Annotated in this window: 12 protein-coding genes; 7 read left to right on the plus strand and 5 right to left on the minus strand. The window is 55.2% G+C overall.

Annotated features, from left to right (window positions below):
- Positions 1 to 176: 176 nt before the first annotated feature.
- The gene (gene sciP, locus CUC55_RS20985; protein ID WP_027675777.1) at positions 177 to 452 is read left to right on the plus strand and encodes a CtrA inhibitor SciP; all 276 of its coding nucleotides are present in this window, start codon (positions 177 to 179) and stop codon (positions 450 to 452) included.
- A gap of 135 nt (positions 453 to 587) precedes the next feature.
- Here sciP and CUC55_RS20990 read toward each other — a convergent pair whose 3' ends face one another.
- Positions 588 to 1,025 (minus strand): GFA family protein, encoded by a 438-nt coding sequence (locus CUC55_RS20990; RefSeq protein ID WP_067644497.1) that lies wholly within the window; start codon positions 1,023 to 1,025, stop codon positions 588 to 590.
- Positions 1,026 to 1,261: 236 nt separating this feature from the next.
- Positions 1,262 to 1,612 (minus strand): flagellar export protein FliJ, encoded by a 351-nt coding sequence (locus tag CUC55_RS20995; RefSeq protein ID WP_067644494.1) that lies wholly within the window; start codon positions 1,610 to 1,612, stop codon positions 1,262 to 1,264.
- A 442-nt stretch (positions 1,613 to 2,054) separates the two neighbouring features.
- On the opposite strand from CUC55_RS20995, the gene ctrA reads away from it, so the two are divergent.
- Positions 2,055 to 2,759: a response regulator transcription factor CtrA gene (gene ctrA / locus CUC55_RS21000; protein WP_067644491.1), complete on the plus strand. Its 705-nt coding sequence runs from the start codon at positions 2,055 to 2,057 to the stop codon at positions 2,757 to 2,759.
- Positions 2,760 to 2,867: 108 nt separating this feature from the next.
- Positions 2,868 to 3,269: a GNAT family N-acetyltransferase gene (locus CUC55_RS21005; RefSeq protein ID WP_103089222.1), complete on the plus strand. Its 402-nt coding sequence runs from the start codon at positions 2,868 to 2,870 to the stop codon at positions 3,267 to 3,269.
- Between the two features lie 70 nt (positions 3,270 to 3,339).
- On the opposite strand, the gene chpT is transcribed toward CUC55_RS21005, so the two are convergent.
- Positions 3,340 to 3,990 carry a histidine phosphotransferase ChpT gene (gene chpT / locus CUC55_RS21010; protein ID WP_103089038.1) on the minus strand — a complete coding sequence of 217 codons (651 nt, stop codon included), beginning with the start codon at positions 3,988 to 3,990 and terminating at the stop codon, positions 3,340 to 3,342.
- 148 nt (positions 3,991 to 4,138) lie between these two features.
- Here chpT and CUC55_RS21015 point away from each other — a divergent pair, with 148 nt between their 5' ends.
- A complete protein-coding gene (locus CUC55_RS21015; RefSeq protein WP_067644482.1) occupies positions 4,139 to 4,735 on the plus strand; it encodes a DUF1134 domain-containing protein in 597 nt (198 codons plus the stop codon).
- A gap of 1,466 nt (positions 4,736 to 6,201) precedes the next feature.
- Positions 6,202 to 6,441: a hypothetical protein gene (locus CUC55_RS21025; RefSeq protein ID WP_157940994.1), complete on the plus strand. Its 240-nt coding sequence runs from the start codon at positions 6,202 to 6,204 to the stop codon at positions 6,439 to 6,441.
- 42 nt (positions 6,442 to 6,483) lie between these two features.
- Here CUC55_RS21025 and CUC55_RS21030 read toward each other — a convergent pair whose 3' ends face one another.
- Complete coding sequence (locus CUC55_RS21030; protein ID WP_103089223.1) at positions 6,484 to 7,371, minus strand: DMT family transporter; 888 nt, start codon at positions 7,369 to 7,371, stop codon at positions 6,484 to 6,486.
- A 221-nt stretch (positions 7,372 to 7,592) separates the two neighbouring features.
- Here CUC55_RS21030 and CUC55_RS21035 point away from each other — a divergent pair, with 221 nt between their 5' ends.
- Both CUC55_RS21035 and CUC55_RS21040 read left to right on the plus strand, forming a co-directional pair.
- Entirely contained in the window at positions 7,593 to 8,891 is a 1,299-nt protein-coding gene (locus CUC55_RS21035; protein WP_067644474.1) for an adenylosuccinate synthase, read from the plus strand.
- A 70-nt stretch (positions 8,892 to 8,961) separates the two neighbouring features.
- A complete protein-coding gene (locus CUC55_RS21040; RefSeq protein ID WP_103089041.1) occupies positions 8,962 to 11,208 on the plus strand; it encodes a hypothetical protein in 2,247 nt (748 codons plus the stop codon).
- Between the two features lie 72 nt (positions 11,209 to 11,280).
- Here CUC55_RS21040 and rpoH read toward each other — a convergent pair whose 3' ends face one another.
- Positions 11,281 to 12,183, minus strand: a complete 903-nt coding sequence (gene rpoH / locus CUC55_RS21045; RefSeq protein ID WP_103089042.1) for an RNA polymerase sigma factor RpoH — start codon at positions 12,181 to 12,183, stop codon at positions 11,281 to 11,283.
- Between the last annotated feature and the right edge of the window lie 26 nt (positions 12,184 to 12,209).

Raw genomic sequence — 12,209 nt, forward strand, 5'->3', positions numbered from 1 at the left:
ACATNAAAAAAGACAAAATGATTTTTTCTTTTTGGCACAAGAATCCAGCAAAGCTCGAACAAATCAGGCGAAACCATTCAAATTCTTAACAAATCCTCACAAGTTGCTTAGGTAATTTTTAAAGGTACGGCCCTAGAGTGCATCAAATATGGTCTTGAGTTTGTGTAGAGTGTCCAATGACCGAAATGATACGCCCACGAGTTAAATATGTCATCGGCCCCGATGGCAGCCCTCTTACGATTGCCGACTTGCCCCCTGCGGATACGCGCCGCTGGGTCATTCGTCGAAAGGCAGAGGTTGTCGCCGCGGTACGAGGAGGATTATTGAGCCTCGAGGAAGCCTGCGAACGTTATACGCTGACAGTTGAGGAGTTCCTCTCCTGGCAGTCTTCTATCAGTGACCACGGCCTTGCTGGCCTGCGCACAACGCGCATCCAGCAGTACCGCCACTAGTTTACGATTTCCCGTCAAAGGGAAATCGCCGACAAATATCAAGCGTCACCTTTCCCCGGGATGATGGGGAATGTGTGGCGCTGATTTGTTCTGGCTCTGTGAAAAAGCAGACTGTTTGTGGGTCTTTCGGGCTGATCAAAACCAGAAGTCTGTCACGGCCCGCCCGTCGATCGGTAAGTCGTCAAAGCTGTGCAAACCATCGAACCGCACGATCGGGATATCCGCGACGTCGGCAGGTTCAGCAAGACGCAGGTTGACAGCTATCCGCAAGCGGCCATCCTCCTCTGCTTTCGTTCGGCGCCAAGAGACCAGATTGCCGCATGTCTTGCAGAAGTTAAAAGACAATACGTTTGATCCCCGTTGATATCCAACGAGTTGAGCGTGCGGATCATATATCGAAATGCCGTGGCCTTCATATTCATAGGCCCAAAGAACACCGTAGCGACGGCACGCGGTGCAGTTGCAAATTGTTGCATCCGGTATCTCGCCCCGAAACTCCCAATGCACGTTCCCGCAAAGACAAGAGCCTCTGGTCAGTTTTTGTGCCGTGACCGTTTTTGCGATGTGGCTCATCGATTTCCAACCTTCAAGTGTTTGAGATTGTGTAACCGATCACAATCGCCAAATCACTCGCATNAAAAAACCGCTCGAACATCGAGCGGTTTTTGTCGGTGCCATAGAAAAACAATTTGCGCCGGGCACATCTTAACGATTGCTACCGACGACAAGACATGACGTCACACCATTGAAAGCAGCCTCCTGATCCACTGGCCACCGTCAATGAGGACGTTTCGTTCTTCGTATGTGTCTCAGGCGCGAGCGCGAATCGCAACGTCGCGATTTTCGAGAGCAGTTGCTCTCTCGTACTCGGCCTGTACTTCTTCCAGGACCGTTTCTGCGGCTTCTTCCTGCATCTTCAGTTCGCGAATGGAGACCTGAAGATTATCCGCGCGTTGGCGAGCGGCCTTCGCGAAGGTCGGATAGGCGAAATGCGTTGGATCTGTAATCCCCGATTTGCTCTCCTCCAGAGAAATCTGATGGACCAACTCCTTGGCCATTCGTTCGAATTCGGACATCATTGATTGCAATTGCTGCAATTGACGACGTTTTTCGTTGACCTGAAATTCCTTCAGGCGAACTAGGCTGTCACGCGACTTCATACGCAATACTCCGTGGATAGCGAGACCCCGGTCATAACTCGAACCGACCCTTCATCGCGGCATGTGCCGGAATGATTCCGAAAAGTTACCGGACGTTAATAAAAAATCGACGTCGTTAACCTTTCGTTTACGGGCATCGTTAATGATAAGGCAGATCATTTAAAGGTCGGTAAACGCCAAGTCCGAAAAAACGGGCACGACAATGTAAGAGTCGATTGAATCACTTAGCGGGATTTGTTCACGTTACGATTCAAGTTTGGTGATGCAGATTCACGTTGAATAACAGCAGACTGGAGCCAGTATTTAATAAATTCTACACACCTTGCCAAAGGTAATTAGAATTTGTTAACCATTTGGTGGCAGCCTGCAAATCAGGCAACGACTGGATCCGCATCGCGCAAAGGGCAATCATTTACCTTCCGCGGCGGCAAAGGGGATAATTATGCGGGTTCTACTGATCGAAGACGACAGCGCAACAGCTCAGAGCATTGAGCTGATGTTGAAGTCTGAAAGTTTCAACGTCTATACGACCGACCTCGGCGAGGAAGGCGTGGACCTTGGAAAGCTCTACGATTACGACATCATTCTGCTCGATCTTAACCTCCCCGATATGTCGGGCTACGAGGTTTTGAGAACGCTTCGCCTTTCCAAGGTCAAGACACCGATCTTGATTTTGTCTGGTATGGCCGGCATCGAAGACAAGGTACGCGGTCTGGGCTTCGGCGCAGACGACTATATGACAAAGCCGTTCCACAAGGACGAACTTGTTGCTCGTATTCATGCTATTGTACGCCGTTCCAAGGGCCACGCCCAATCGGTCATCTCGACCGGCGAACTCATCGTCAATCTGGACGCAAAGACGGTGGAAGTCGGCGGTCAGCGCGTTCACCTGACGGGCAAGGAATACCAGATGCTGGAGCTGCTTTCGCTCCGCAAAGGCACCACGCTCACCAAGGAAATGTTCCTCAACCACCTCTACGGCGGTATGGATGAGCCTGAACTGAAGATCATCGACGTTTTCATCTGCAAACTGCGCAAGAAGCTGGCAAATGCCGCAGGCGGCGCAAACTACATCGAAACCGTCTGGGGCCGTGGTTACGTTCTGCGCGAGCCCGATAGCGCGGCTGAATTTCTCGAAACAGCCTGATAGTCTCCCAAGCATGCCCGCAAACNAAAAAACCGCCCTTCATCCGGCGGNTTTTTTGCTTTAACGGCCAAGTGTTTCGGCACCGGAGAGTTAATGCAGAGCGACACCATGCNTTTCAGACATGCTAAAGCGTCAGATGCCTCAAGCCTTGCGGCGATCTCGATAGAGGTTTGGATCGGGACCTATTTGCGCAAGGGCGTGAACGGCTTCTTCGCCGATTACGCCTTGTCCGAGTTCACCACGACCAAGCTGGAAGCGATCATCACAAGCGATAACGAACGAATCATCGTCTCGGAGAATGAAGACGGCATTGGAAAAGGTCTTTTAAGCGAGGGCTTAGCGCAATGCGCAGCGTTAGGGATCGACGCGGTATGGCTGGCGGTGAATTCCGAAAACGCAGACGCCATCAACTTCTATCTCGGCAATGATTTTAAGCGCGTCGGCACGACGCATTTTCGCATCGTCGACAAGGCCTATCTTAACGAGATCATGCGCCGAACGATCAGCTGATGCACGTGTTCTGAACAACAAAAGGGGCCGCCAAAAGGCAGCCCGACATGTACCCAATGAAGGTGGCGAATCAAGCGGTTTCTACAGTCGTCGCCGTGAACACGATGCGGTCTTCGTGGACTACGTATTCGATCATCATACCCGCATCACGGGCCATCAGAAGCGTATAATAAGGCTGCACGGAATGCGCATCGACGTCTTCTTCTTCCGTGCCTTCGGATAGGGCCACGAACTTCGCCGGCAGGCGCATCATGCGGCCCTTGACTGTGATTTCGAACTTGGCATCCGTTTCCGGGNTTTCCACGGTCACATCAATGTTACCGCCGCGTGGAATGGCGCTATAGGCCACGAGGAAAAGGTTGAGAAGCATCTTTACGCGGNTTTTGGGTACAATGGCGCGCGCCCCGTTCCAGGTCACTTCGGCTTTCTTTTCGGCGGCAGCGAAATCCTTGGCGGCCTTTTCGGCTTCGCCGGTATCGATGGATGCGCCAGCAGAGCCGGATGCACCGAAAGCGAGGCGGGCGAATTTCAGCCGGACAGACGCATTGACCGCCGATGTGCGGATCAGATCGAGAGCATCCGCGTCCGAGCCACCCTCATCCAGCAGCTCAAGTCCGTTGTTGATGGCTCCAACAGGAGAAATCACATCATGGCATACGCGACTGCAAAGAAGCGCCGCCAGGTCGGCTCCAGACAGCGTCAGGTTTGGTTTGCTCGTCATAAATTTCTCTCCTGCGCAAGGCTGCGCGGACCGTGTGGAAGTTATTAAGCCATAATGACACCATATTTGGTAAACCGATTGTTAATATCATAGTTTCNAAATACCAAATGTCTTAACAGGGCAAAACGAACGAAACAGACGGACGGAATTGAAGATGCGACTGACCGAACTCCGCACCATCGCACGCCTCGGACTGGTAAAGATTTTCGTGGTACTCGCGAGCCTTTGCGTATCTGCTGCGCATGCCTCTGCCCAGAGCAGCGACCAATACTCCCTTCAGGAGATTGTCGACGCTGGACATGGATTTTTTGGCGAAACGACCGGCGGGCTTGCGAAAGTGGTAGAACGCGCCTTTCAACAATACGGCCTGCCCAACGGCTATATTCTGGGCCAGGAAGGTTCTGGCGCGTTCGTGGCCGGCCTGACCTACGGCGAAGGACAGCTTTATACCAAGAACGCCGGCCAACACCCCGTTTTCTGGCAAGGTCCGTCGCTTGGTCTGGATTACGGCGGACAGGGCACACGCGCCATGATGCTCGTCTATAATCTTCCCTCCGTTGATTCGCTTTATCGTCGTTATGGCGGTGTATCCGGTTCGGCCTTCATCGTTGCAGGCGTCGGCATGACCGTGTTGAAAAACAGCGACGTCACGATTGCTCCGATCAGAACGGGAATCGGCGCACGTCTCGGCATCAATGTCGGCTATCTCAAGCTGACACAGCAGCCCACCTGGAACCCCTTCTGATTCGCAATTGACGCAAAGTGGCGTAACATGGTGCTCGCCCGCTCTCTTGAGCATAAGGCCTGGCACAAGATTGGCGTGAAAGAATTCGGGCCTGTGGAATAATCCGCGCNGCCGAGAACCCAGTCGGTTCCGGCATCGCGTTTTCGAGTGGAGACAAGCTGCGTGATCGAGTACGCCCTTCTTTTTGGCCTGGGTTTTCTCTCTGCCATTCTGCTGGTTTCGCTGATGGCACCGGCCATTCATCGTCGCATCGTCGTCTACACGGAAAAACGGCTTCGCGCGACGATGCCGATCAGCCCGCAGGAAGTCCGGGCGCAAAAGGATATGGCGCGCGCGCTCTATGCGGCTGAAAATGCACGAACCCGCCAGGAACTGGATGCGGAGCGCGAAAAAGCGCTATCTCTGAAATTCAGAAACGACACGGCGGTTACGGATTCCAGCAGGTTGCTTGCCGAAACGCGAGACCTGAAATCACAACTCGAAGCCATGACGCTTGAGGCCAATGACCTTCGCGCCAAGGCACGCCGTCACGAGGACGCTGCGGNCCGGCTGAAGGCAGCCTTGAACGATGCCGAAGAGACCGCATTGTCGCGCACGCAGGAAATTTCCAACCTCACCAAGCGCGTCACGACCATTTCCCGTGAACTGGATGATTTGAAAATTACACTGTCCGCCCGCGACATCGAGGTGGAACAAGCCAAGCACAAAATGGCGACATGGCGCAAAGAACGTGAAGCCATCACCAAGGAACTCGATGAGGCCGCAGCCAAGAACCGCGAAGCGGCAAACCATATGAACCGGGAAAGCCGCAAGATCGCGCGCCTGGAAGAACAACTCGCCACGCAAGCATCCCGAAATGCAGACAACGAGATGCTGCTGGAGCGCCGCGCTCAGGAAGTTAGCCGCCTCAAGCAGCAACGTTCGACTGACGACAGCACCGAAGAGCCCGCCGCTGTAACAAAGCCCACGATACAAATCGGCGTAATGGCGATGACGCCGGACAGGATCGCCCGAGAGATCGAGGATATCCGCAATCAGGGCACGGCCTTGACCGAAAGACTGCTGAACGGCAAAGGCAGCGGCAACGACGAAGCGATCCGCAAGGAAATTTCACAGATTGCGGCCCGGATGATTGCCTTGACGGCTGCGCAAGAAGGCGAAGCTTCTCCTCTTCCGTCGATGATTGCCCATGGGCGGAGCGAAAGCGGGCGTAAAAACCTCGCAATCCTTGCCCACGACGCTTTGACCCAGCAGAAAAACTAAGTGTTTTGGCGCGTTCCGNAAAAAATCGATATAGATCGCATTAAAAATAAAGACTGATAAAATTGTAGCTATCGGCTTAAATCCCCCGAAAAGACTGCCCTGTATTGTCGTGATCACTGGCCCGGATGAAACATCTGACGCCGATCAGAACAACGCGGAAAAGACCGGCAGAAAGCTGGCCGACGCAAAAACGGGGTACGACCATGTTCAAGAAACTCTTTGCAGCCGCCATCTGCGGAGCCGTTATCGCATCCGTTTCGACCCATGCAGACGCAGCAGGCCCGGGCGGTTTCGCCCGCGAATTTGGGACTATCGAGCGCGACGTTGTCGCCTCAGTCTCACCCTTGAGCAGCGCAGACAAAATCGACGTTTCAAGACAGGACGCTATCACGACGCTCGATCACTATTTCAGTGGCTTCGACCAGAGGCAGGCCGCAAAGTAACCCTCGACATTCAAAGTTCATGACTGACTTGCCGCCGTTTCCTCAAGGAAGCGGCGGNTTTTTTCTTTCGGCCACCGCAATGCCGCTAAGCGTCAACAGCAGCGCGATGATCTGGTAGGGATGCAATGTTTCGCCGAGAATGAGCACGGAGAGAAACGTGCCGAAGACCGGAATGAGGTTGATGAAAAGGCCGGCGCGATTGGGCCCGATACGCTCCACGCCCAGAATGAAGAGTATCTGCGCGACGAGCGATGCGAACAGCGCGGTATAGACTGTAATCAACCAACCCTTGGAATCCGGCCAGACTGCCGCGTCTCGCGAAACCTCCCATAACACGAGAGGGACAGAAGAAATCAACGCCGCTATGGCTGGAATAGCCATGAGAGTGCGCCAGTTGACCTGCGGCTTCCAGCGCAACATGACGGTGTAGATCGCGTAGGAAAGGACGGCGAGCAGCATGATGGCATCACCAATGTTCATATCGAGATGAATAAGAGACATCAGGTTGCCCTGTGAGGCAAGCATCCCGATACCGACCATCGTCAGCACGAAGCCAATGACCTGTCCGACGGAAATACGTGTCCTGAACAGTGCAAAGTTGAAGGCGAAAATGACCATCGGAATGCCAGCCTGAATGACCGCGACATTGATAGCGGATGTGTATCGCAGCGCCGTGTAGAGCGCCGCGTTGAAACAGGTATAGCCCACAGCGCCCAAAACCAGGAAATACGGCAGACGTTTTTTGACGATTGGCCAATCGCGAACCAGTTGCGGCATCGATATGGCAACGATCACGGTCACCGCGATGGCCCATCTGAGAAATGTAAGGACCATGGGGCTGACATGCCCGACGGCCAGCTTTCCCGCCACGGCATTTCCACCCCAGCACAGTGTGGCGATGATCAGCACGAGATACGCTTTGGATGACACGGAATTTTTGACTTTCAGATGAAGACCCGCAGCTTTTTTGCACTGCCGATTCGTCTCGCGCAAGCGCAGATGAAGCTCAATAAAAGGCTACCGGTCTGAATTGTCCCGGAAAAACAAGGATTCGCCACATAAACGGGGTCGCTTTCCGCAAAACAACGCAGTATACATTCGCGGGTTTGAGTTAGGGGCCTTCATTGGCGCCAGGAGCAGGAAAGCAAGAAATGACGAATGTCGTGGTGGTCGGCTCGCAGTGGGGCGATGAAGGCAAGGGTAAGATCGTAGATTGGCTGTCCGAGCGCGCTGACGTTGTCGTGCGCTATCAGGGTGGTCACAATGCAGGTCATACGCTTGTTATCGATGGCGTCAGCTACAAGCTGTCGCTTTTGCCCTCCGGTGTGGTGCGCCCAGGCAAGCTTGCCGTTATCGGCAACGGTGTCGTCGTTGATCCGCATGCGTTGATTGCCGAAATCGGCCGTCTTGACGTTCAGGGCGTAAAGGTCACGCCTGAGAACCTGCGCATTGCTGATAACGCAACGCTCATTCTTTCCCTGCACCGTGAACTGGATGGCATGCGCGAAGACGCAGCCTCCAACAGCGGCACCAAGATCGGCACGACCCGCCGCGGCATTGGCCCTGCCTATGAAGACAAGGTCGGCCGTCGCGCAATCCGCGTCATGGACCTCGAAGACAAGGAAGCGCTGTCGGCCAAGGTTGACCGCATCCTGACGCACCACAATGCTCTCCGCCGCGGTTTCGGTGCTGCCGAAGTCAGCCATGAAACGATCATGGAAGAACTGACATCGGTTGCCGACCAGATTCTTCCGTTTAGCGAAACCGTATGGCTCTTGCTTGACAAGAAACGCCGCGCTGGCGCGCGTATTCTGTTTGAAGGCGCGCAAGGCTCGCTGCTCGATATCGACCACGGCACATATCCCTATGTCACGTCGTCCAACACCGTTGCAGGACAGGCAGCAGCCGGTTCCGGCATGGGTCCAGGTTCCCTCGGCTATATCCTTGGCATCACCAAGGCTTATACGACACGCGTCGGCGAAGGCCCCTTCCCGACAGAACTGCACGATGAAGTCGGCCAGTTCCTGGGCGAAAAGGGTCATGAATTCGGCACCGTCACGGGCCGCAAGCGCCGCTGTGGCTGGTTCGATGCAGCGCTGGTTCGCCAGTCTGTCGCAACCAACGGCATCACCGGCATCGCGCTGACAAAGCTTGACGTTCTGGATGGTCTCGAAGAGCTGAAAATTTGCGTCGGCTATAAGCTTGACGGACAGGAAATCGACCATCTTCCGGCAAGCCAGGGTGCTCAGGCGCGCGTCGAGCCAATATACGTGACACTTGAAGGCTGGAAAGAATCCACCGTCGGTGCCCGTAAATGGGCGGATTTACCTGCTCAAGCTATTAAATATGTCCGTCAGGTCGAGGAATTGATTGGTGCACCGGTTGCGCTTCTTTCCACCAGCCCTGAGCGGGATGACACCATACTTGTGACTGATCCATTTGAAGACTAATGTCTTCGATGATTGAGTTTCATAAACCATATCGGGCCAGGACGTCATTGGCCTCGACGAGAAAGTGCTTATGGCGGATTTTGTAGCAGTCATTCGCAAAGCCGTGGATGGCTTGGCGAACAATACTCCCGAAAACCGGGCTAAGGTGTACGACAAAGCGCGTAGCGCCGTCGTGCGCCAATTGGNAAACATGAAGCCGCGCCCGCCGGAAGAGCTGCTGAAGCGGCAAATCCTCAAGCTGGATACGGCCATTTCCGAGGTTGAAGGCGAGTATTCCGAGGCACTGCCGGCCATCGATGAAGAAGATGACTACGTCGAGGCAGTGCCCGCGGCTACCGTCATTGCTGCACAACCCGATGTTTCCTCACCCTATTACGAGGAAACGGTTGCGGACGAGCAACGGCGCTATGACGAAGAAACCGTTGCACCCGAGCCGGTGCAGACCGAACGGCTCGAAGAAAAGCATCTGCCTGACTATCCGACCTATCATGATGAGCCAGTCGTCGCGGCTGAGCGTTATGTTGAAGAAGAGCCGGTCGCACCTGAGMCTGTCGAGGCAGACTATGCTTATGCGAACGCTACGCCAGAGCCAGAAACACAAACATATTTCACGACCGCCACAGAAGAGCCGCGCTATGCGCCGGAACCTGTTGCGTCCGTTGAGCCTGAGACGGTTGCTGAAGAGGAGCATGCTCACCAGAACTGGGTTGGGCAGGACAATCTCGACGATGCGCCCGTTTACGAGGCTTCCGACAATCTGCACGAAGAGCCTGTGCGCCATGCGGAGAACGATGTTTTCCACGAAAACACACCACTGCCCTACACCGCAAGCTACGCTGCTCCCTCACCCTATTATCAGGATGTAGCCGCCGAGCAGCCGAAGGATGAGCGTCGCAATGACGATGTCCGTTTCGGCGAAGCACCGGTTTTCTCTGATGATGACTATGATAAGCTGGAGCCTAAAGCCAACGCTGCAAAACAGTCGCCAGCGGTTGTCGAGGACTACTCGACCTATTTCCAGGACACGGCTCTCGACCTGCCTCCCAAGACGAGTCCTGGCCTTNCCCGCGCAGATAACGATCCCTTCGCCCTACAGGCCGGCCAGAAGGATGATAAGGAACGGACACCTTGGGACGATCTGGAAGAGCTGATCGGCTATGATGGTACGTCCGGTAACTCAACCACCAATTCCGGCAAGAGCGATTACGATTCCGGTCTGGCTGCTGATGGTATTCCAGCTGCGGCCTACCGCACGAAGAAAAAGCCACGCCGTAATTATGCGGCACTCGTTCTGTCGCTTTGCGGCTTCGTGCTATTGGCTGGCGGTGCCTACGCACTGTGGGTCAACCGCGATACACTGAATGATATGGTGGGTGGCCTCGTGCAGTCTGCAAAGACCGGCACCACCGCCTCGACACCGTCTGGAACCGAATCTACCCCCGCCTCCGCGCCCGCTGCAACCACACCCGCACAGCCCACCACGAACGGACAGCCTACGAACACGCCGACGCAAACGGCTGCGGTCGATGACGGCTCGGTCACAGGCACGAAGTTTACCCAACGTCTTCTGGCTGATGGCACGGAAAAAGACGAAGGCGCCGGACCCGGTGCCAACGGCCAGCCCGTAACGGCTGAGGGTCAGTCCGTTTACGTCCAGAACGAAGAGGCACCGCCAGCAACGGCGCAAACGACGCCTCCGACAACGACCGCCACCCCGGCGGGTCAGGCTACACCCGCGCAGCAGCAAGCGGCTGCCGCTTCCGGCCACCGCATGTTCCTCTATGAAGAAGTGCTCGGCCAGACCGTGCCGACAGCAATTGAAGGAACGGTATCCTGGTCGCTTCAAAACGAAGCGGATGCTAACGGCAAGCCTTCGCCAACCGTTCAGGGCCAGATCACTATTCCCGGCCGCGGCCTCAGCGCGTTGATCACCTTCAAGCGCAACACGGACCCGTCCCTGCCCGCCAGCCATCTGGTCGAGATCGTCTTCTCTGTCGGTCCCGGTTTCGAAGGCGGCGCAATCGACAGCGTGCAGCGAATCGCGATGAAGAGCACGGAGCAGGATCGCGGTAACGCTCTCATTGCCGTCCCAGCGAAGATCACCGACGATTTCCACATGATCGCACTCAATGATTTTCCGGATGCACTTAAGACGAACCTCGAGCTGATGCGGACCCGTGACTGGATCGACATTCCCGTGTCCTACCGCAACGGTCGCCGCGCTCTGTTGACCCTGCAGAAGGGTGCGGATGGCAAGCCTGCTTTCGAAACCGCATTGCGCGAGTGGAGTGCCGCGGCGCCCGCCACCGGACAGTAAGGTTTCTATTGACCAACAAAAAAGCCCCGGATGGAAACATCCGGGGCTTTTTACTTATCAAAACCGGTTCGTTTACGCGTCTACAACGCGCAGGGATTTCGCAGTTTCAAGTGCGTCCTTCTGGACAGCCTCTTGAACCTTTTCGAACGCACGGACTTCAATCTGGCGGACACGTTCGCGGCTGATGTCGAACTCCGTGGACAAATCTTCCAGCGTCACCGGGTCTTCGGACAGACGGCGCGCTTCAAAAATACGACGCTCACGGTCGTTCAGAACGCCCATAGCTCTGGAAAGCATGCGGCGGCGTGTTTCCAGCTCGTCCTGCTGAATAAGCACGGTCTCCTGGCTCTCGTGGTCATCCACAAGCCAATCCTGCCATTGTCCCGCCTCACCTTCCGCAGCCTTGATAGGCGCGTTCAGCGAAGCGTCACCGTGCAGGCGACGGTTCATGGAGATGACCTCTTCCTCGGACACCTGAAGCTTGGTGGCGATCTCCGTCACGTGTTCGGGCTTCAGATCGCCATCCTCGATAGCCTGGANTTTACCCTTCAGGCGACGGAGGTTGAAGAACAGGCGTTTCTGGTTGGCGGTCGTTCCCATCTTCACCAGCGACCAGGATCGCAGGATGTACTCCTGAATCGAGGCTTTGATCCACCACATGGCATAGGTCGCAAGGCGGAAGCCACGCTCGGGGTCGAATTTCTTGACCGCCTGCATCAGGCCCACATTGCCCTCGGATACGACTTCGCCGATCGGCAAACCGTAACCGCGATATCCCATGGCGATTTTCGCCACGAGGCGCAAATGGCTCGTCACCAATTTGTGAGCTGCATCGCGGTCTCCATGTTCGGCGTAACGCTTGCCAAGCATGTATTCCTCTTGCGGCTCAAGCATGGGAAACTTGCGTATCTCATCGAGATATCGGTTCAGACCGGCTTCACCGGCAGTAATTGAAGGCAAACTATTGCGGGCCATAAAGCACCCCCTTATCTATGTTCCAG

The organism is Agrobacterium bohemicum (assembly GCF_002896715.1).
Classification (GTDB): Bacteria; Pseudomonadota; Alphaproteobacteria; order Rhizobiales; family Rhizobiaceae; genus Agrobacterium; species Agrobacterium bohemicum.